19 protein-coding genes, 2 pseudogenes and 1 other annotated feature are annotated in these 20,170 nt (G+C 45.3%); of the genes and pseudogenes, 8 read left to right on the top strand and 13 right to left on the bottom strand.

All coding sequences use genetic code 11. The features are described from left to right. The first annotated feature begins 27 nt into the window (after positions 1 to 27). Positions 28 to 1,401, top strand: coding sequence for an N-acyl-D-glucosamine 2-epimerase (locus NLX73_RS15465; RefSeq protein ID WP_254326661.1), 1,374 nt, complete (start codon positions 28 to 30; stop codon positions 1,399 to 1,401). 118 nt (positions 1,402 to 1,519) lie between these two features. Beyond that, on the top strand, positions 1,520 to 2,191 hold the full coding sequence (locus NLX73_RS15460) for an MgtC/SapB family protein (RefSeq protein ID WP_061831224.1): 672 nt from the start codon (positions 1,520 to 1,522) through the stop codon (positions 2,189 to 2,191). Positions 2,192 to 2,375: 184 nt separating this feature from the next. Here NLX73_RS15460 and NLX73_RS15455 read toward each other — a convergent pair whose 3' ends face one another. Both NLX73_RS15455 and NLX73_RS15450 read right to left on the bottom strand, forming a co-directional pair. Then, entirely contained in the window at positions 2,376 to 3,053 is a 678-nt protein-coding gene (locus tag NLX73_RS15455) for a peptidylprolyl isomerase (protein ID WP_254326595.1), read from the bottom strand. A 331-nt stretch (positions 3,054 to 3,384) separates the two neighbouring features. Beyond that, on the bottom strand, positions 3,385 to 3,642 hold the full coding sequence (locus NLX73_RS15450) for a YqkE family protein (protein WP_023987317.1): 258 nt from the start codon (positions 3,640 to 3,642) through the stop codon (positions 3,385 to 3,387). 130 nt (positions 3,643 to 3,772) lie between these two features. Between NLX73_RS15450 and NLX73_RS15445 the strand changes: the two genes are divergently transcribed. Together NLX73_RS15445 and NLX73_RS15440 are read left to right on the top strand one after the other, a co-directional pair. Then, positions 3,773 to 5,005, top strand: coding sequence for an MFS transporter (locus NLX73_RS15445; RefSeq protein ID WP_254326594.1), 1,233 nt, complete (start codon positions 3,773 to 3,775; stop codon positions 5,003 to 5,005). Positions 5,006 to 5,155: 150 nt separating this feature from the next. Then, positions 5,156 to 5,335: an aspartyl-phosphate phosphatase Spo0E family protein gene (locus NLX73_RS15440; protein ID WP_061831220.1), complete on the top strand. Its 180-nt coding sequence runs from the start codon at positions 5,156 to 5,158 to the stop codon at positions 5,333 to 5,335. A gap of 117 nt (positions 5,336 to 5,452) precedes the next feature. Here the strand turns inward: NLX73_RS15440 and NLX73_RS15435 are convergent, their stop codons facing one another. After that, positions 5,453 to 6,355: a DMT family transporter gene (locus tag NLX73_RS15435; protein WP_254326593.1), complete on the bottom strand. Its 903-nt coding sequence runs from the start codon at positions 6,353 to 6,355 to the stop codon at positions 5,453 to 5,455. 154 nt (positions 6,356 to 6,509) lie between these two features. On the opposite strand from NLX73_RS15435, the gene NLX73_RS15430 reads away from it, so the two are divergent. Next, the gene (locus tag NLX73_RS15430; RefSeq protein WP_254326592.1) at positions 6,510 to 7,370 is read left to right on the top strand and encodes a TrmB family transcriptional regulator; all 861 of its coding nucleotides are present in this window, start codon (positions 6,510 to 6,512) and stop codon (positions 7,368 to 7,370) included. An 86-nt stretch (positions 7,371 to 7,456) separates the two neighbouring features. Here NLX73_RS15430 and NLX73_RS15425 read toward each other — a convergent pair whose 3' ends face one another. The 3 genes from NLX73_RS15425 to NLX73_RS15415 form a co-directional block, all read right to left on the bottom strand. Beyond that, positions 7,457 to 9,079, bottom strand: coding sequence for a DUF1593 domain-containing protein (locus NLX73_RS15425; protein ID WP_254326591.1), 1,623 nt, complete (start codon positions 9,077 to 9,079; stop codon positions 7,457 to 7,459). 236 nt (positions 9,080 to 9,315) lie between these two features. Then, complete coding sequence (locus tag NLX73_RS15420; RefSeq protein WP_013309063.1) at positions 9,316 to 10,398, bottom strand: bifunctional 3-deoxy-7-phosphoheptulonate synthase/chorismate mutase; 1,083 nt, start codon at positions 10,396 to 10,398, stop codon at positions 9,316 to 9,318. A gap of 86 nt (positions 10,399 to 10,484) precedes the next feature. Next, positions 10,485 to 10,756: a binding site (T-box leader), on the bottom strand. Between the two features lie 463 nt (positions 10,757 to 11,219). Continuing rightward, positions 11,220 to 11,480 (bottom strand): hypothetical protein, encoded by a 261-nt coding sequence (locus tag NLX73_RS15415; RefSeq protein ID WP_061831212.1) that lies wholly within the window; start codon positions 11,478 to 11,480, stop codon positions 11,220 to 11,222. Between the two features lie 183 nt (positions 11,481 to 11,663). Here NLX73_RS15415 and NLX73_RS15410 point away from each other — a divergent pair, with 183 nt between their 5' ends. Continuing rightward, positions 11,664 to 11,951 (top strand): hypothetical protein, encoded by a 288-nt coding sequence (locus NLX73_RS15410; RefSeq protein ID WP_254326590.1) that lies wholly within the window; start codon positions 11,664 to 11,666, stop codon positions 11,949 to 11,951. A gap of 132 nt (positions 11,952 to 12,083) precedes the next feature. Beyond that, the gene (locus tag NLX73_RS15405; RefSeq protein WP_254326589.1) at positions 12,084 to 13,973 is read left to right on the top strand and encodes a sensor histidine kinase; all 1,890 of its coding nucleotides are present in this window, start codon (positions 12,084 to 12,086) and stop codon (positions 13,971 to 13,973) included. Positions 13,974 to 14,072: 99 nt separating this feature from the next. On the opposite strand, the gene NLX73_RS15400 is transcribed toward NLX73_RS15405, so the two are convergent. From NLX73_RS15400 to NLX73_RS25235, 4 genes and pseudogenes are all read right to left on the bottom strand, one after another. Next, positions 14,073 to 14,309, bottom strand: coding sequence for an NHLP leader peptide family RiPP precursor (locus tag NLX73_RS15400; protein ID WP_061831210.1), 237 nt, complete (start codon positions 14,307 to 14,309; stop codon positions 14,073 to 14,075). 75 nt (positions 14,310 to 14,384) lie between these two features. Next, on the bottom strand, positions 14,385 to 15,320 hold the full coding sequence (locus NLX73_RS15395) for a hypothetical protein (protein ID WP_367997108.1): 936 nt from the start codon (positions 15,318 to 15,320) through the stop codon (positions 14,385 to 14,387). Positions 15,321 to 15,496: 176 nt separating this feature from the next. After that, a complete protein-coding gene (locus NLX73_RS15390) occupies positions 15,497 to 16,570 on the bottom strand; it encodes a polysaccharide deacetylase family protein (RefSeq protein ID WP_069291273.1) in 1,074 nt (357 codons plus the stop codon). Positions 16,571 to 16,739: 169 nt separating this feature from the next. Beyond that, positions 16,740 to 16,895 (bottom strand): annotated as a pseudogene (locus NLX73_RS25235) (glycoside hydrolase family 11 protein); the annotation flags it as partial. 391 nt (positions 16,896 to 17,286) lie between these two features. Between NLX73_RS25235 and NLX73_RS15380 the strand changes: the two are divergent. Then, a complete protein-coding gene (locus NLX73_RS15380; RefSeq protein WP_254326587.1) occupies positions 17,287 to 17,799 on the top strand; it encodes a hypothetical protein in 513 nt (170 codons plus the stop codon). A 56-nt stretch (positions 17,800 to 17,855) separates the two neighbouring features. Here NLX73_RS15380 and NLX73_RS15375 read toward each other — a convergent pair whose 3' ends face one another. From NLX73_RS15375 to NLX73_RS15365, 3 genes and pseudogenes are all read right to left on the bottom strand, one after another. Then, positions 17,856 to 18,734: a (Fe-S)-binding protein gene (locus NLX73_RS15375; protein WP_254326660.1), complete on the bottom strand. Its 879-nt coding sequence runs from the start codon at positions 18,732 to 18,734 to the stop codon at positions 17,856 to 17,858. Between the two features lie 126 nt (positions 18,735 to 18,860). Continuing rightward, positions 18,861 to 19,319 (bottom strand): MarR family winged helix-turn-helix transcriptional regulator, encoded by a 459-nt coding sequence (locus tag NLX73_RS15370; RefSeq protein ID WP_254326586.1) that lies wholly within the window; start codon positions 19,317 to 19,319, stop codon positions 18,861 to 18,863. Positions 19,320 to 19,532: 213 nt separating this feature from the next. Further along, positions 19,533 to 19,982: pseudogene (locus NLX73_RS15365) on the bottom strand (AbrB/MazE/SpoVT family DNA-binding domain-containing protein). Positions 19,983 to 20,170 lie beyond the last annotated feature (188 nt).

Below are 20,170 nucleotides of genomic sequence, written 5' to 3'. Positions count from 1 at the left end.
ACAGACGCTATAGCACTGACCGGAAAAATGAAACCGTGGGCACTGAGCGGCCCCAGTATTCAAATCGATCCGTTGTTTCCCTATTACGCCAACCGTTCGCGGGACAGTATAGCAGATGAGATCGCCCTTGCGGGCTACCAGACCGTTCATTATTTTGTCGTGCGTGAAAATGAAGTGGATGGAGCGCTTGTTGCTGCTTTTCAACGCAGAGGCATAGCGGTGTGGGCAATGGTGCTAGGTAACGGCTCTTTTGGCGTGTCCCAGCTACCGCCAGAGTGGAAAGAATGGCGTATGGAGCTGCTGCGCGAACCGAACGACGGATTTCAGCGGCTTTCGCATTTTGCCCAGGAGTATGTGGAATGGAAAAAGAACGCCGCTGCCCGGCTCGTCACCGACATTCCGTTCGACGGGTTCGAGGTGGCGGAGCCTTATTTCCCCGAATGGAACGGGCTGCGCAGTGGAGTGTACGGGGATATTGGACCGCATGCACAGCGTGTCTTTCGCGAGCGCAGTGGTGAGAACCTTCCGGATTTCCGCGACAAGCATGCGCGGAATTACTACCGGAAGGTTCCGAACCTGTACGCGCAGTGGGTTGATCTGCGTGTGGACGCCGTGAACGGCCTGATCAGCGAGCTGGTGAACGGCGCAGGCGGTGTGCGTGATGTCCGGCCGGACATCTGCGTGGCGACATGGTCGCTTGCTGTGAGCGGGCGCGGCGATGTTCCCGGCCAGCTGCGGGAATGGCAGGGTCTGGACGCGGTAGCCATGATCGGGTGCGTCGCCCCGGATATGCACGTAATCCAAACCCATTGGCCGGACTGGATGCGCCGCCGTCTGCCGCCACAGTATATTCGCGGCTACGCCCGCATCGCGCAGTCGATTCGCGCCGCTTATCCGGGCCTGCCCCTCGGGGTGCAGGCGGATATCGGTTCGCTCGCGCGGATGGTTCGAGACCGCGAATGGACGCGGCGGTTCGGGGCTACCGCCCTGGAGGGCGACTACGACGCCTGGACCGCCTATGAATACCATGTGGGTGGTTACATGTACGATGAGCCGCCCAAACCGCTTAGGGCGGAACGTTCAGCCGAAGATGAGGTGGTTATTTCTTTCAGCAAGCGAATTGCCACGCCGTCTGTAGATGAGCTGCGTATTTGGAGCCGGGAGGACAGAGCAGGTACAACATGCGACCTGAGCCGCCACCTAAGGGACGATTCACTAACGTTGCTGGAGCTTGTGGATGCCGTAGCAGACGGAAACCGTCTATTGCTGCGTGTACGCAATTTACCAGCGGGGGCGTTCAGCTTGCGCCTTGATGGTGTGCAGGATACACCGGAGCTATGGCTGCTCAAGGGAAGGAAGGCACATCGCAATCTGCCAGAGGATGAAGTGAGGGTTCCTTAAAATTTGGGTAATAACAAAATAACAGCTGTATAAATGGCTCATTTGCCGTAGTATTTTTAAATTGTATACTTTGAGGCAACATCTTTCAAAACATAAACTATAGTGGAGTGAAAAAAGTATGTGGGATTGGGATTATCTGATTCGGGTTATGTTTGCAGGATTATGCGGCGCGTTAATCGGCTATGAGCGCAAAAGTCGGATGAAGGAAGCGGGCATTCGCACGCATTTCATTGTCGGTATTGGCGCAGCGCTCATGATGGTGGTATCCAAATATGGTTTTCAGGATCAAGCCGTCTGGTCTAACCTGTCGCTGGACCCCTCCAGAATAGCAGCGCAGGTTATAAGTGGAGTGGGCTTTATCGGCGCAGGGATGATTTTTACACAAAAAAATAGAATTAAAGGACTGACCACTGCCGCAGGCATCTGGACTACCGCCGGAATCGGTATTGCCGTAGGTGCAGGGATGTATGGGCTTGGTGCAGGTGTAACGTTGTTTATTTTAGCGGCTCAGTCCTTGCTCCATAGTCGTTTTTATCAGATGGCTACCCCGTCCACGCAACAAGTAGTTGTTCAGGTCGACAATGAGCCGGGCGTACTGAATCGGATCAAAGAACTGCTGAAGCACAAGAAGCTGACGATTCACAGCTTTCACGTCGAGCGCATCAATAACGGCGAGCAGTTGGTTATTCATATGCTTTTAAAGCTGTCCCGGTCAGAGGGAGTGGAGGAACTGCTGTCACTGCTTCAAGAGATGGAAGGTATTCGTTCAGTCGAGACCAAGTCCAATTAGACGAATTTACTGCTCATACAGTAGCTTTTTTGTCGAACGCTGGCGGCTTTTATAACGAAAAAAAACTTTAGAAATAATGATTGAAAACGCTTCCTTTTGTGTATATACTCTTACTACATCACAGAGGCAGCAGCCAAACAAAGACCCCATGCATATGCACAGGGCCGTTGTTATCATCCAGATATTACTTTACTTTGACGGGAGCTGGATATTTTTTACCCAGCGTATCCACAGTGACTTTTTTCATCGTAGCCGGTTGGATCGGTTTGTCATTGCTATCCCGTTTGGAATTGACGATAGCATCGACCACATCCAACCCGGACGTTACTTTACCGAAAGCGGCATATTGACCGTCGAGGTAGTCCGCATCGGCAACCATGATGAAAAATTGCGATCCGGCCGAATCCAGATCCGCTGAGCGGGCCATGGATAATACGCCACGTGTATGTTTGAGTGTATTGTTAACACCATTGCTCTTGAATTCGCCTTTGATACTGTAGCCGGGGCCACCTGTACCGTTACCTTGCGGATCACCACCCTGAATCATAAAGCCTGGGATAACACGGTGAAAAATGGTACCGTTATAGGCTCCCTTTTGCACCAAAGAAATGAAATTGTTAACCGTGTTCGGTGCTACTTCCGGATACAGCTCAAGCTTAATTTTCTTGCCATCATTCATGACAATCGTGACAATCGGATGGGAAACAGTCTTGTTCTTGTCTTTAGTCGCAGCAGGAGTTGTAGTGCTTGTCCGGCTGGCAGCTTCCACATCGGCCGCTTTTGTACCGCATCCAGCAACCAGCACGAGCATGATGGCCAGTAGGCACAGCGTGTACCATGGGCGTATCGTTTTTCGGTTCATTGATATTCCTCCTGAAAGGTTGGATGGTGTAACATCCTAATTTTAAAGTTTGGGGGCAGCGCAGAACACTTTTCCATTTTCTATCATACCTTTTTTGCTGGGGATAAGGAAATACGGGTTTGAAAGCCGTATTCTTGACCCATACTGCTGCTATTCCCAAGGAAAGGGGCAGGATCATGATGGAGGTAGACAAAAAGCTGGCGAAAGGTCTCATATGGGGTATGGCGTTCAGTCTGCCGGTTTGGGTAGGGGTGCTGTACTCAGTACAACATATTCGTGACTGGCTATAACATAAAGCGTAAAGATAGGCCAAAACCGTTATGGTTTTGGCTTATTTGTATTTGTGCCAGTCCAAATTGCTGTTATTCAGCAGATGCTCAAAGTTGTTATCCAGCTTCTTCTGTTCAGCTTTTTTTGCTTCGACGGCACGCTGCCGTTCGTCTTCTTTACGCTTGTCCTGTTCTGCTTGGGCTTCATTGGCTTGAGCCTTAAGTTTATTCAGCACATCCTGACTCAACAGATCCTTTAACGTAGCAGGTTTGTCCTGAGCCGCAGGAGCAGGGGAAGACGAATTTCTCTTCTTAGCCATGTCATCAACTCCATTCCATTCGATTATATCAGCTTCTTCACGGTTGTTCCACGATTGAAGGATGAGGGGGCGGTAGACTTTTCTAATTTAGAGGGTAATAATGGAATGAGCAGAAGGGACGTGTGGCATCATGCATCTATATTGGAAGCGAAATCTGGTCATTTTGTGGATTGGAGTATTGTTTTGCAGCATGGCCTATTCCGTGTCTATTCCGTTTTTACCTATATTTCTGAATACGGAAATGGGTGTAAATGATCATCTGGAACTGTGGTCGGGGATTGCCTTTGGAGTCACTTTTTTAGCCAGCGCGCTGATTGCCCCATTTTGGGGTTCGCTTGCGGATAAGTATGGACGTAAGCCGATGCTGATTCGTTCAGGCTTTAGCCTGGCGGTGTTGTACCTGATATGTGCTTTGGTGACAGATCCATATGTGTTCGTAGGAGTACGGTTGTTTCAAGGCCTACTATCCGGGTTTATTCCTGCTGCGATTGCGCTGGTCGGAACAGGTTCGCCTGAGGAGAAAACCGGCTATGCACTCGGTATTATGGCGACCGCTGGGGCGACAGGCAGCATTATAGGTCCGTTAATTGGCGGTGTGGTGAGCCATTATTATGGCAATCGGAATGCCTTTTTTTTCTCAGCAGCTCTTGTACTGGTATCTGCGTTAATCGCGACCTTTGGCGCTAGAGAGGACAGCTTCAAGGGAACCAGTACCCGCTCGCATGTTCGTGATGATATCAAGGAGGCTATTGCTAATCGGCCTTTGTGCTTTTTGCTTATTCTGGCGGGATTAAGTACTTTTTCCGTCATGATATTGGAACCGTTAATTACGGTGTATGTGCTTGAAATGGGAGTTGACCGTAGCCAGGCGTCTTTAAGTTCCGGGATTGTATTCTCAGCCGTAGGCATCGCGGCGGTGCTGATGGCTCCCCGATGGGGACGGATTGGAGGACGGACCGGATTTGCACACGTGCTGCTGATTGGACTGATTGGTTCGGGAATCGGGAATATCCTACAATTTTTTATAACCAACTTTGTTGGTTTTGGTGCACTTCGGTTTGGATATGGATTGTTTTATGCGTCCGTCATGCCTGCTATCAACGCGATGACTGTGGAGGTCACCAAGCCGGAGTTTCGCGGACGAGCCTTTAGCTTGAGCCAATCAGCCACTCAACTCGCGACAATGGCAGGGCCGTTGATTGGCGGCATGCTTGGCAGCTGGATGCCGATCCGCTGGATCTTTGTGTTAAACGGTGGCATACTGCTGCTTGCAGCGTTGTTGCTATGGGCGAAGGGGGAAAACGTTTTCCCGGTTTCAGCCAAGAAGAACGTCACGGATCAGGATATTCATTCTGCCGGATAAGCGAATCACACAGGATCGTCGAAGAGGACAACCTTAGAGCTCATAGAGCAGGTCTTTTTTTGTGTTATTAGATAATTATCCCAAACCTTTACTTTTAGTATACTTATTCATAACCCTCTACACTGATAATATGACAAGGAGGGATATATTATGATAAGAGACGACATTTTGTGTCAACAGCTTGAGAAAGCTCGTCAAAAGCTGTATATTTTGCAAGCAAAACATGGTTTTAATCATGCCAGTGTGCTCAGACAGTCTGTAATTATGGATAACCTCATCAATCAATATAACCACCTTTTTTATATAAAAGAAAAAAAGCCAACTGCATAAATGGAACCGATGGGCGAGAAACTTTTGGTGAGGTCACTCGCCCTTATATTGTAGCGCTGATACTTATAACAACGAATGCTTGTCTTAACTTTTATAACTAGTGTGCAATCTTTCATTTTAGGTACGGTTTGTTTGATGTGCACTCAGTAAAACACCGATAATAACGACCAAACCGCCAATGATTTGGCGCCATGTAATCGTTTCTTGCAAAAGCAACACAGAAAATAAGACTCCAAATATCGGAACCAAATTCATCAGAGAAACGGAACTACTCGGTGACAGCTTGATTAATCCGTAATTGTAGAGCAAAAATGCGATAACGGAGCAGAATACACCCAGATATACTAACAACATAAACGATCCGGTTGTCGGAACCTGCCAACGATCCTTTTCTAATAGAGCCAACGGTATGAAAAAGATACTCCCTGCAACGGTTTGATAAAAAGATAACGTCACAGGCGGATATTTGTCCACAACCTTGCGCGTCATGAAAGTGTAAAACGCCCACGCAAAACCCGTCCCGATTAATATTAAATTTCCGATTAGTTGATTCTTACTATCCGAACTTTCGCCAACTGAAGCCAAGAAATATACCCCGATCATGGCCAGTGCTATGCCGCAAATTTTATATTTGGATATTTTCACTTTATACAAAATAAGTTCAAGCAGCGACGTAATTGCTGGATATGATGCAACAATTAATGCTGCGTTGGAAGCGGTAGTCAGGCTAACCCCTATATTCTCCATTGAAAAATAGAGAGTGATCCCCAAAACACCACTAAACGAAATCGTAGCCAAATCTTTTGGCTTTACTTTGACATGTTCTTTTTTAATCAGCAAAACGATACCTAGCACAACGGAAGCTATAATAAATCTGGATAGACCCAAGGTAAGAGGGGGGAACGTCGTGTAGGCTGCTTTGGTGGCAATAAACGATGTACTCCAGATCAATAGGGCCAGAATCGTAGAACCGTAGTAAATGCGGTTGCTTTCGCTGTGATGAGCTATGACTTTGTTCAAGTTAAATCCTCCCTGAGGTAATTCCCTGTGAAATATAATAGTTGCTACTATAGTGACTACTATAAAAACGTTACTAAAAAGATAGTGTGTATATCAGTTTTTGTCAAGGGGAAGTGATATAGTAAGGATGAACACGAATTGAGGAGAAGACGTCATGAAACCAAAACCAAATATATTAGAAATTCTACGAGATTTGAATTTTAGTGAATATGAAGCCAAGGCTTATGTGACCTTATTGGAAAGCTCTCCACTTTCGGGATACGCCGTTTCATTGAATTCCGGGGTACCGAGATCCAAAATTTACGAGGTTTTGTCTGGAATGGTTAACCGTGGGGATATCATGGTCAGTCAAGAAAATACGCCTCTGTATGTGCCGCTTCCTCCACATGAATTGATTGCCCAGAGAAAACGCAAAGCAGAGCAGATTTTCAATGTGGCGCAAGAGAGTTTGGAGCAGTACACAGCATCATTTCAAAATAGAGAGAATATTTGGAATATTTCGGGGTATGAAGCCATTATCAATCGCATAAATGAAGGGGTAAAGGGAGCAAAACACCGAATTTTATTGGAAATTTGGAAAGAGGATGCCGAGGTGTTCCGAGATGCCTTAGAGCAAGTCGCTCAACAAGGAATTGAAGTGATCATTGTAGCGTATGGGGAGCTTAACTTTGATTTCGCTACTGTTTACCGCCATGATATGAGTGAGGAGATTACGTCTGAAATTGGTGGTCGGTGGATTGTACTTAGCGTAGACGACCGGGAGGTCGTAGCTGGCATACTTTCACTTGGTGATGACAGCCGCGCTGCATGGACGTTGCATCCGGGGCTGGTGATGCCGATTACTGAAGTGATTATTCATGATATTTATATCATGGAAATCCTATATGAGTTCCGTGAACAATTAGAGGAGAAATTCGGCCCTAATCTAATTCATCTTCGCAATAAATTTGCTATGGGTCCGAATGGCAAAGGATATTATATTCCTTTGACTGAAAAAAGCATTAAACGTGTATAGAGATTGTCCGAGGTTCGATGTGCAAAAAATAAACAGGCCCATGGAGTGTTATTCCATGAGCCTAATTTTATTGATGTTGTGTTCTATTATTTTACGGTTATAATCACACGTTGATAATGCTTTAAAGGATGTTTACCATTGTCCTGTACCTCTGCAATGATATGAATCGTATTTCCAGACTTAGCATCTGCTGGAACTGTGAAACTTGCTGTATTTGTGTCACTTCCTTGCAAGTCAATCGTGTTTACTTTCTCGCCTTTAGCTACTTCTCGGTGAAGCCCGAGCTGCATATCACCCAGCATTTCAGGTTTAACTTGTGCCGGTTGGACTTTAGAATCTTCATACGTGTCGGCTTCAAAATATCTCCACCATTTGTAAGTCAATTGATCACCGTCTGGATCTGCACCTTCTGCATGCAGGGTTATTTTCTCCCCTGGACTAGCCGTTAGGTCTAATCCTTCTTTAATGGTCAATGTTGGATTATGGTTGGCATCTTTGTAGTCGGATGCAATAGCCCAATCTGCACGAGCAGCAAAGTCATTTTGAATATCATCAAACCAACGCATCAGAGAATATTCTGCTTCGAATTTTTTCGTATGCACATCATAATCTAACACAGTATTTCTAAATAATTTATCGTTAACGACACCGAAACGACCTCCCCAACCACCATAGGTTGGGTTTTCCATACTCCGCAATCCGTTATCAATTAAATAGAAGAAGGATGGAGAATCACCTTCAGAAATAAAGTCATACTTGTCGTATTGTGGATTTTTCTTTAAGTAGGCTTCACTGCCTCTTTGTTCTTCATCCAACTCGCCTTTGATGATATTGCCATCGCCCATCAAGGCATACATATTGAGCAACTTGCCATGACCCTCTTTAATATTTTTGAAATTCCATTCCCCGTGCAACTTGCTGTTTACTTCTTCTGTGTGCATTTTCCAAGCATAAGCGAAATGCCAGAAGTTAGATTGATCATTAATAATTCTGATGTCAGGCCAATTTTTAGCGATGTAATTATTGTAGCTATCGTCCTGGTCCAGAATGATGTACAGTACGAGTTTATCACTTACTTTTTTTCGAATCGTTTCCCATTGATCTGTATTTCTATATTCGTCTTCAATGGACTTTAGAGCTCTGGCCGTGGTATTGGTTCCACCCCAAGTTTGTACGTATAAATCTCTTTTGTCATCGTCCAGGAAAAGCGTTTTAAGGAAATTGGAGCCTTCCGTTTCTTTGTCCATTTCACCTTTATTTGAAATGTTACCTATTTTGGTAACGCTCTTGATATATTCAGGCTTTGGATATCCCTCGGCATGTTTAATTAAGTTGGGATAAATCTCTCCGTAGGCATCAATCATGTCCGTTACCCATTGTGTTCCGGTCCATCTAAATGGCTTGATACCAGCTTTTTCATCACCTGCATAATGATATACAGAGCTAGTCAGTACAATCCCGGACAAATCCATTTCATTGGAGTAAAGAAGGAAGCGAATGACAGAGTTCATATCATCTACTTCTCCATCGGTAGTGATCACCGTTCTGGCCTTGGTAGTTTTATTTTCTACTTTATTTTCCGTTTGTTTTTCTGTTGGAGCAGCGCTTTCATCTTTCACAACGGCGGGCGCCTTACCACTGCAACCACTGATGATCAGAATACATATCATGGCTAATAGAAAAATGCTTAACCCTTTTCTTTCTCTCATTTCTGTTCCCCTCTCTGAACGTTCCTATGATGTTTTTTGTGGATTATAACCATGTAGGTATTCTTTTTATTCAAGAATTAGGCATAAAAAAAACCTAAACATATATATGTCTCAACAAAAGTCGAGCATATATACATTTAGGTTTTGCCTGCATGATCAGTCACAATCCTGATCCAATTTTACATCATTATCTGAGAAAATGAAAGCGGTTTATGAATGCCGGCATAAAATTAGTTTTACGCTTTGAATAAACCGGATTCTTTGACTTCAGACAGGAAGTTGTGGAACTCAGGAATGTTCAGCTGTTGCTGAGCATCGGACAAAGCGACTGCTGGGTTCGGGTGAACTTCCACCATGATACCGTCAGCTCCAGCAGCTAGGGCAGCTTTGGCGCAAGGGGCCAGGATGTCCTTACGTCCTGTAGAGTGAGTCACGTCTACCAATACAGGCAGATGGCTTTCCTTTTTCAAAATCGGAACAGCGGAAATATCCAGCGTGTTACGCGTCCATTTTTCGTACGTACGAATACCGCGTTCAATCAGCATGACTTGCGTGTTACCACGGGAAACGATGTATTCAGCAGCATGAAGGAACTCTTCCATTGTGGCAGCCAGTCCGCGCTTGAGCAGAACCGGGGTTCTGGTTTCACCCGCAGCTTTGAGCAATTCAAAGTTGTGCATGTTGCGCGCACCAATTTGGATAATATCGATGTATTGGATCGCTTCCTCCAAATGTCTTGGATCGACGATTTCACTGATTGTAGCCAGCCCGAACTCGTCGCCTACACGTTTAAGAATTTGCAATCCTTCTACGCCCAGTCCTTGGAAATCATACGGGGACGTACGTGGTTTGAACGCACCACCACGTAGAATCGGCACACCGGCTTCCTTGAGAGCCGCACCTACTTCGCGAGTTTGCTGGTAGCTTTCCACCGAGCAGGGACCTGCGACCATAATGGAGGCTTTGCCGCCCACCAGCGTATCTTTAACCTTGATAACTGTGCTATCCGGTTGATTTTTGCGGCTGACGATCAGATGTTTTTTGTGTTCTTCTTTTTGATAGTTCAAAGAAGCCTTGAAAATATTTTTGAACAGCTGGCGAATCGTAGCATCGTCAAATGGTCCACGGTTAGCCGCGATCAGCTTGTCCAGCATTTGTTGCTCGCGTACCGGATCAAAGTCAGGTACCCCTTGAGCTTCCTTCAATTTTCCAAGTTGTCCCGCCAGTTCAGCGCGTTGGGACAGCAACTCCAGCAATTGCAAATTTGTAGCATCGAGCTGTTCACGCAGCAGCTCCAAAGAATTTTCATTTGTAGACATACAGTACACCCTCCCGAATTTAAATTTGTTTTTTCTGTTAGCCCATGGACTTTTTTTGCAGAAAATAACACAAAAAGGCACTCGTCGCAAGGGACGAATGCCGTGGTACCACCCTAATTACAGAAGTATACATACGAATCGTCAACGTCGTTCAGTCGACGGCAGTAACTTCTGAGCTTGATGCCCGTAACGGGGGCTTCCGGAAACCTCTACTGCGGACAAAGGAATGAATCCTTCTGTCGGTTCAAGGCTCGACTCGGGAGTGAATTTCAACGCGGGATTGCGGTACGCTCTCAGCAATTCGTACCTTTCTGTGGGAATCCGTTAGACGTCTACTTGTCTCCGTCGATGTCTTTGTTCATGGTATTCAAAAGATTTGACCTTATTTTAAACAAAGTAGGTGCAGAAGGCAAGCCCTGATTATCAGGTTCAAGTTTTTGCCCTTGAAATGCTGCCTTACAACATGTGAAGTTCAAAAGGGTGCACTCAAGCCATGTGTATCATTTGTGTGGCTTGGGTAGCACCCTTTTTGCATTCTCTATCTGTCCTTTCATTTTCCTTGATCCCTGGGTTCGGGCTTCGCAGATGCGACTCCTCGTGGGTTATCTTCGGCCGAGATATCATCTGTAGTTGTCTTGTCTGCAGACCTGCGGTCATCCTCTTCCACGGGATTCAAGGCTTTGTAGCGCTTATACTCCATATCGGCTTGAGACATCGGATCTTTATACATAGGAGATCAGTCAACTCCTTTCGGTTATACACTTCATTACCCGCATAGCAGAATAGGTAACCGTTTTCTTTCACCCGATAAAATGAAGTGCTTAATCCAGCATATCGTCGCTGTCCAGTTGCTCTTCTTCGTCCCCATCGGTACCATTCAGCAAATCGGTACCATGCAGGAATTCGGCAGGAGCAGAAGGGTCAACAGGACTGTTCGGTGTCAGTTCATCGGCATCTGGGACGTCTTCGAGAGGAGTATCTGGGCCCTCGGTTAGATTCTCCCAGTTGGTTTCTGCATTTTGCAGAGAAGGCTCAAAATCATTGTCATGTAGCTCATTAACTCGATCATCACGATTGGCCATGTTGCTCAGCTCCTTTACTTTTTGTTGCTTATTCCGACCTTACCCAAACAGTAGAACGGCTAAACCTTGAGTTAGTGTGTCTGTAGGAAGTTAAAATCATGCGAATAGGGATATGCCCATTCTCAATTAGCGTTTTTTTGGTAACTGCTGTGATATGATAAAGAGAATAGGGAGGGATATGAATTGGAATGGTACATGTTTGGTCCGATGATTAGTCGTATCCGAGTAGGTCAAAAGGCATCTACCCCGGGATTTTCCCGTACCCTCATTCGGCGCCCGGAAGGCTTATACTGGACAGATGGCGGACAGGCCGGAAAAATAGTAGAAATACGCGATTATTTATTTTCCGATATTAGGACGATCTATGAGGATGAAGATTGTGAACCATGGTTGGGGCTTAGAGAGCAGAAGGAGCGGCGTGAACAGGAAATGATCATTAATCAATATGAAGATTTTACAAAAAATGAGTAAAAAGAACATGATATCCTACTTATGAAGAAGGTATGCACATCATCGTATAGAATAATATAATTTCAGGACGTAAAAAATGTTAAAACGTATACAAACTTGTAAATCCTACTATGTAACTTTGAGGTGCTTAATATGAGGCATGTGCCCAAAGCTGTCGCCACCCTGCTAGCGGTCATTGTGTTGTTGTTGTCGCTGGGCTACTCCGCCTATGCGGCCAAAATGACCCCGGAAAGGGATTATAGAATACCCTCCTGGGATATGAGATGGGGAGCGGTAAACGAGGATGGCTCTTTAGATGAGGTAAAGGATTCCAGCAAGGCCTGGATGCATATTGAAAATGATACACAACTGCTTAGGCAGCCCGGTAATATAGGCTCTGCCTGGATTCGTATGAAGTTACCTTCGCTAAATGATGAAACGCCAGCGGTACTTTTTGAAAATATTTATGGCAGGCATATTACGCTGTATAAAGATGGGACCAATTTTTACGAATCCTATCGTGGGTACAATTATGAGAATAATCGTATTCTGATTCCGCTGAAGCCGGAAGACAGCGGTAAAACATTATACATATGGACGGAAAGCAGTAAGAATAGACTGGGCATTATCGGCAATGTGATGACCGGTGATTATCGTGATTTGTTGGGGACCTTGGTCAGAATGGATGTTTTAGATATTGTACTGGGCAGTACGTTTATCTTTATGGCACTAGTACTACTGATCTGCTCATTTTTCCTGTTCCGTCCGAGTATGGCTATGTGGCTGTCCCTAAGTGCAATAGTATTGTCTATTGGTCTGATGATCGTAACGTATTCACCATTCTTGTATACATTCTATCGCGGCTATGGCAAGCTGTACTTACAACTTTTTGATGTGGCACTATTTATTCTGCTGCCTTCATTAGCCTTCTTTTTTGAACAAAATATCAATTCGATTATACTGATTCGCAAATTCAGAAAGTTGTTAACCGCATACTCTTTGTTCTGCTTTACCATGATGATTGTGAATTTAGGAGCACAGGAGCGGCTGAACAATATATATTATTTTTTTAGTGTAGTCATCTTGGGTATATTACTCGTCGCCTTAATGATACTGCTGGTATTTGCTTCGGTTCGCATGGCACTTAAGGGTGATCACGAAGCGATCATTTTATCGACAGGCTTTGCATTTTTTGCAGTCATCTCTATCGGGGAACTGAGCTGGTTCTTCATTCTGGACGGACACTACAATATGTTTTTGTGGAAATGGGGCGTGTTCGGTTTTGTACTGGCGTTGATCGCGATATTGGGCAGAAGGCTGGCAGAAAAGCACAAGCAGGTGGTTCGGTACTCCAGAGAACTGGAAATGTTCAATAATGAGCTTCAACGTTCGGAGAAAATGGAGATTATTAGCGATCTGGCTGCATCTGTAGCTCATGAGGTACGTAATCCCCTTCAGGTTACACGTGGATTTCTTCAGTTGATGAGCAAGCAGGAGGATGGTAAAAATAAAGACTATCTACATATCGCTCTGGAGGAGCTGGATCGAGCTTCCGCGATTATTACTGATTTTCTGACTTTTGCCAAGCCAGAATTTGACCAAACCAAAACGTTGACCATATTGGACGAATTCAAACATATTGAAGGAATCATCAGTCCAATGGCTAATTTGCAAGGTGGGAAAATTTCGCTGGATATTCCCCAGGAAATCAAAGTGCGCGGGAATTCCTCCAAGTTTAAGCAAGCGTTCATCAATATCATCAAAAACAGCATTGAAGCGCTGCGAGATCAGGGTCATATTCATATATGGGCTTATGTGGACAACGGAGAAGCTGTCATTCATATTCGGGATAATGGTGAAGGGATGGATGCTCAGACTTTATCCAGACTAGGTGAGCCTTATTTTTCGAATAAGACAAAAGGCACGGGTTTGGGGATGATGGTGACTTTTCGGATTATTGAAACGATGAATGGCAAAATAACTTTTACAAGTGCAAAAGGGGTGGGAACAGAAGCGACCATCCGCTTCCCCGTAGCCGGATAATATCCGGCTTTTTTGCATTCGGAGAAAACGGAGGGAAGCTTGCTGAGCCCACCCACATGTGATTAAGGAATATAGATTAAATAAGCATTAACAACTAATTTACCACATCGAGCGAGGTTTCTGGGATGCAGCGAGCACGCCGGAGGGGTCTGGAGGAATTACCAGAAAAAACTGATCAGGCGTTTCCTCTAACGTTTTGATTTGGATATGATCGGGGATCACGACTCCTAACACATCACGAATTGCAGATTTGGGATCTGACATCAGTTTCTCTCTGAAACTGGCATCCTCCCAAGCTTTTTGAATGACTTGTGTTTGAAGAACTTCAGTAGCCATCAAAAATCACCCTCTCATTCAATTGGTTATATTTACCTAGTCAGTATACCACGAAAGACTCAGAAAAATCTAGCATTATTTCATATTTTTGGAGAGCCAGTAATCAAGTCCGCCTCTTCTCAAATGCGAGCGCCCGCCTTCAATTTCCGCCGCCACTTCGCCCAGTTCTGCTGCGATAGAATGTGCAAAGCTACGTAGGCCGTGGATAGAAGGCTTCAGGGTCTCTAACTGTTGGACTGCTTGATCGGCAATGTTCACATAGCTGGCGAGCGCACCGCGTACATAAATTGCTTCCTGAATCTGTTTGGGTCCCAATCCTTCACAGTAAGCTGTCTTTTGCTCGGCACTGATATGGGACAAAAGACAGTTATAGCTTTGTTCGACCAAATCTTCTGCCCAATCCGCCCAATCATCCGACATTTGAAGCACGAGTAGCGCCAAGTCTGTCATATTTGTAATAGTCTGGATCAGATCGGCACGGCCTGCGAGCAGTAAAGCACCCGTTCCGGCCATTTTTAATGGACTTGCTTTCAGTGCGACCTTATTTCTTTCTCCTTGAAAATAGTCCTCTGTTCCTTCGGATATCACACTAACGGCCCATTCATCAACATACGTTCGGGCATATGACCAAAAAGGAGAGGTTGCCGGAAAAAGGTCCCGATATACACTTATACACTCGGTATAGAAGAGCTGGCTTAAGGCGAGTTGCGTTTTACGGTTGTCTGCTGCTGTGTCCATCACATCATCTTGAATTAAATAGTGAGCCATGATAAACACGTTGCCAAGTGACAGCTTGCGGCATGTTTCGGGGGGGAGTCCGGTGAGTTCTTGCAGCCAAAATGGAAGCAAATAGCATATGTAATTACGCGTGCTGTCTTCCCGCAACGGATTAAAACGCGCCAGAAAGTCCAAACCCTCTTGCTGAAAGGGAGCTGGAAACGTGGACGTCCGTTCCTCTGCTTGACGAAATACTTTTTCCAATTCGTCTTTGTATGCAAAATACCATTCCATCGCCATCACCTGCATCTCTTATGAATATTTTTATAGCGATTTCTAGTTGTTACCGGCCATTATACAACAGATTGCAATTTTCAAGATTTTGTTATTTTTACATTGAGAATGTTGTGAAAAGGATATCGACAAAAATCCCGGCCGGGAAGATCCCGCCGGGATTTTGTTTTTTAAAATTAGATGATCTCTAAATAGTCAATATAAGCATCCCATGTCCCATCATCAGCTGTTACAACAAGCTCAATCTCTTGATTTCCGGTTCCATGGCTGACATTGTTTAAAGTATAGACCGCAGGACTGCTCCCACCGAAGTAGAAGGTACCCTTCGTTTGTCCACCAATTTTCAAGTCAACTTTGGCCATGTTGGAATTATTTGAAGCACCACGGAGTGAAAAACTATGGGTGCCACTGGTAAAATTCTGTGTGAATTTCACTGAATCATTGTTGGAGTATAAAGCCACTCCGTTGAACGGCGAGCTGATATTTGAAGTATACTGACCGCCTTTGGTCATATTTTCTGCTTCCACTTTTGTGCCTTTGTTTGGCGGCGTTTCGCCGTTTCCGCCATCAGGCGCTACCGCCCGGCCATTGCTTGGTGAGATCATACCAGAGCAAAGGTTACGGTTTTTGAGGTTCTGTGCAATTTGTGGAATAGCTTGGAGTGTAGTCTGGTACTGATCATGCATCAGGATCACATCGCCGTTTTTAAGTTTGCCCGCAGCAGCTACGATCTGTGCGGTGGAGGCGCCGTTCCAGTCTTGGGAGTCAACGTTCCACAATACTTCGGTAAGACCGTTTTGGGTCTCAATGGATTTGAGGGTTGCGTTGGTCTCGCCATACGGAGGACGGAACAACTTTGGTGCCGTGCCAGTAATGGACTGTATCGTTTGCTGCGTGCGTGTAATTTCCGATGACATCTGCGATGTGCTCAGTTGTGTCATATGAGGATGTGACCATGAATGATTACCGATCCACATGCCTGCTGCTTGCTGGTCACGTACAAGCGAAGGATTATTCTGCGCGTTTTGTCCAAGATTAAAGAGCGTCGCACGTAAACCGTTTTGCTTCAGAGCACTGAGCAGCGCTTTGGTGTTAGAGGGATTGGGACCATCGTCGAAGGTTAACGCTACATAACCGCTCGAGCAATCAGCCGCAAGCGCCTGGTTGCTCGAGATCACCAGCGAGCCTGTGAATAAAGACAAGGTGATTGCCATAATCGCCGTCCATTTTCCTGCTTTAGCTATAAACATGGGTCTACCTCCTAGCTATTTTAATATAGTATGGATGTTCCGATACTCCGAACCGATTCAACTCTTTACTAGATTTGAAATTTTAGTCGATCTCCAAATAGTCAATATAAGCATCCCATGTCCCGTCATCGGATGTTACAACGAGCTCGATCTCTTGGTTTCTGGTGCCATTATTGCCGCTAATCGTAATTGTATTACTAGTTACATTGGCACTCCGACTGCTTTGGTATCCCTCTACAGTAAGTGAAGCTTCATACATCTTGTCCATGTCTTCTCACTTTTTGAAGTGCTCGCTGACCGAAATGGTTTTGCTCGTGCGTTTGGATGTCCATAAAAATAACCTTATTTTTTTGTTTCATTGGACTTTCCTCCTGTAGCCTCACTATGATGCAGTGCATTCTGTAGTAGCTTGATGCAACATGTCTTTCAAAAATCAAATTGTAAACGTTTACAATTTGATTTTATCATATTTTCCTTAATATATAACTTGAGAAATTTCAAGTTATATTGTAGAAAGTACAGTTATTCATTCTTACTCACTCTACAGGATAGGGTTCCCAAGGAGCGCGTGTAGATCGAAGGTTGGGTGTAATTGTGATAGCAATGTTCATAATTTCTTTTTCCCGTCTTATGGTTACTTAACAGGCGAAAATATGAATAAAAATAGCGGGAAAAGAAAATATTATTTTAAAAAGGATGAAAGAAGGGTCTGCAACATGAAAAAACAATGGAAATTGACCGCTGCTATTCTGTATGGAGGAGTGATGATGTATGGCACTGCGGGTGCAGCTGGAGCTTCCGGGACGGAACCGAGTTATTCATTGCAAACTCTCACTCCCAACGACTTTATCCAAGGGGCAGCCCGCCAATGGAATGCTGAACCACAGGACGACCACGGGCATGGGCATGTTCACAGACATAGACACGGCAAACGGCCTGGCGGCTTGAATCACCATCTCAACGAGAAAGTAGCCAAGCTGCTGGGCATCACTCCTGTCCAATTAGAGAAAGAACTGGGACAAGGGAAGTCATTGGCCGAGGTTGCTAAAAGCAAAGGCATCCAAGAAGACCAGCTCATTGATAAATTGAAGAATGAAATGACCGTGGATCTGAAACGGCTTGTGAACCGTAAAGGCCCGATTACATTCGATCGTAAGTCCGGGGCTTCGAATGAAGCTCAATTAAAACATGAGGCAGGGACGCCCTCAACCTCGGCTAACGAAAACTAAATGTATCTTTTTGCACTAAAAAACCTTGAGAATGGCGGTCCTCAAGGTTTCCATATTCACCGGGCAGTACGCATCGGATTCCTGCTCTCGCAGGGTACCTTGGTCTGGCACAGTCCGCAGCCAGCACCCGATTTGGCCTCGCCGCCGTTTAGAACCGCAAAGTCCCGTGATGCCTGGCCGTACACAAAATTCATGCAGGCGATTTTGTCATGTCCGCCGTCCTTGCTGATGGCCTGCACAGGGCAGCGGGTAATGCACACACCGCAGATGCCCTTGCTGCACAGCAGGCAGTTACCGGTATGTCCTGTGGCTGAAGATACTCTGGCATCAGGCGGCACCTTGAGATCGGTCACCACGGACAGCAGGCGGATGGCAATTCCTTTTTCGGTGATGAAGCCGTCATTGATACTGAAGGTGCCGAGACCCGCAGCATATGCAATGTGGCGCTCCGACCAGTTGGAGATCGGCCCCCCCTCGGCGCCATGGATGCTGTACCAATCCGTATCCAGCGGTGCAACCGCACGGTAACCAAGGCCTGTTAAGTATCCCGCCAAATGCCGCCTTGCAGACTGTACAAAATATTCATCGCCAAAGGTCCGCAGCAGCGCCCATTCCCTTGAGGCTCTTTCTTTTTGCGCACGATTAGCCTTACGGATCGTCTCGCTGATCGGCAGCACAACGCTGATAACGGTGCCTCCATCAAAACTCTCCGTTCCAAAGGAACGTTCAAATGCTTCCTGCGGCGTGGCGTGATCGGGCCCCACTACTCTTTTGTACTCCTCAAACAAAGGATCATTAGCCGCAGCAAATTGGATAATCGGCTCCTCGTAATAAGGACTCCGCAGTTCTTCACAAACATTGCCTTTGTCTTCGCTCACATAGGTTTTCATCTCGGCTGCGATGTTTTCTCTCATATCCGGTACGGATTCAACCATCCTATCCACATCCCTCTCCGTGGTTATTGTTCACAGTAAAGCTTCCCTCGATACCGCAATAAACATTTCGATCTTTTTCGTGTATATACACGAATTGAGCACAACCCCACCTGGATGAGGAGCCGGCTAATATCCATCCAAATTTTCAATCTTGGATAAGAGTGTGTTGAGTATCTGTAACTGTCCGATTCCCAATGACTCCTGTAAAAAACGATTCGCCTCTTCCCAAAGCCCTGCTGCGTCATTGTATACCGTTCTTCCCCTCTCCGTCAGAGTAAGGCAGCGGTTGCGACTGCCCTCAGTAGATGTATCCTCCACATACCCATCATGCTCCAACGCTTTCAAATTGCGCACAATCGTCGTCCGGTCGAGCCGCATCTCCAGCGCCAATTCACTTACACTTGCGGGGCCCAGTGCAGTTAAGTGCTTGAGCAGCGAGAATTGGCTAATATTGAGTCCGCTCGGGGCCAGATACCGGTCATACAGTCCCGTAACAGCCATCGAGGAACGGCGCAGATTGATGCAGGTACAGACTGAGGCTGATCGCTTCTGCGAAGATTTCTTATTCTTTCCTGTCGTTTTCATAAGTTCTCCATTCGTGTACTGTTTCGTGTATCTACACCATCTCAAAAGTGGTAGGCTTTGTAAGCGATATTTGTCACAGCAGTCAGTTCTGTCGGTCTATCATGATTTATCCCCTGTAGTCCTTCCTACTAATGAAAAGTTGAAATAACCAGTCGCACGAAATCAACCAGCGACTGGTTATTTAGCTTTGCTAGAATGTGAGCCGACCGATACCTATAACAGCTTTTTAAGCTGGGAAATACGGCCTTGGGATACGCCGAGCCATTCAGCATATTCGCCTTGCTTGGCTGTTGGATGCTCGCGCATGAGTTTTCTTAGATTTTCAACTAATTGTTATGAAGACGACCGATGGTTACTTTTTTCCTTGTACGCAGGTTTCTTTACGACAGGAACAGGTAAAGGACTCACGCCTATATTTCCCTTCAGATCGTTTATGCATTTTTTACATAAAAATGAATCCCTGAAATAGCTTAAATCCTGAATCGAATAGCATAAGTGACAGCAGACTCCAATATACTTCCGCATACTCAATAAACCTGTTTCACAATCTAAATAAAATTCTAAGGACTCACCAGCTTGAATGCCCATAGAGGTTCGCATCTCTTTAGGAATAACAATTCGACCTAACGTATCCAATGGACGTGTCATACCTGTATTTTTCAAGTGATCTTCTCCTTCCATTGTCCAACATCCAATGATCTCCTAATAAAAATATAAAAATCAATAAAGTAAAAGCATTTATGTTTGTTCCAAAAGATGGTATTATCGTGAAAGAAAATCAATAATTATACTATTAGTTTCCAAACTATATTGTTTATTGAAATTGAAATTTTATGAAAATGCTGAAAGGG

The organism is Paenibacillus sp. CH40 (genome assembly GCF_024213605.1).
Classification (GTDB): domain Bacteria; phylum Bacillota; class Bacilli; order Paenibacillales; family Paenibacillaceae; genus Paenibacillus; species Paenibacillus polymyxa_B.
The sequence above is the reverse complement of the archived record's forward strand: the minus strand, read 5'-3'. Positions and strand labels throughout refer to the sequence as shown.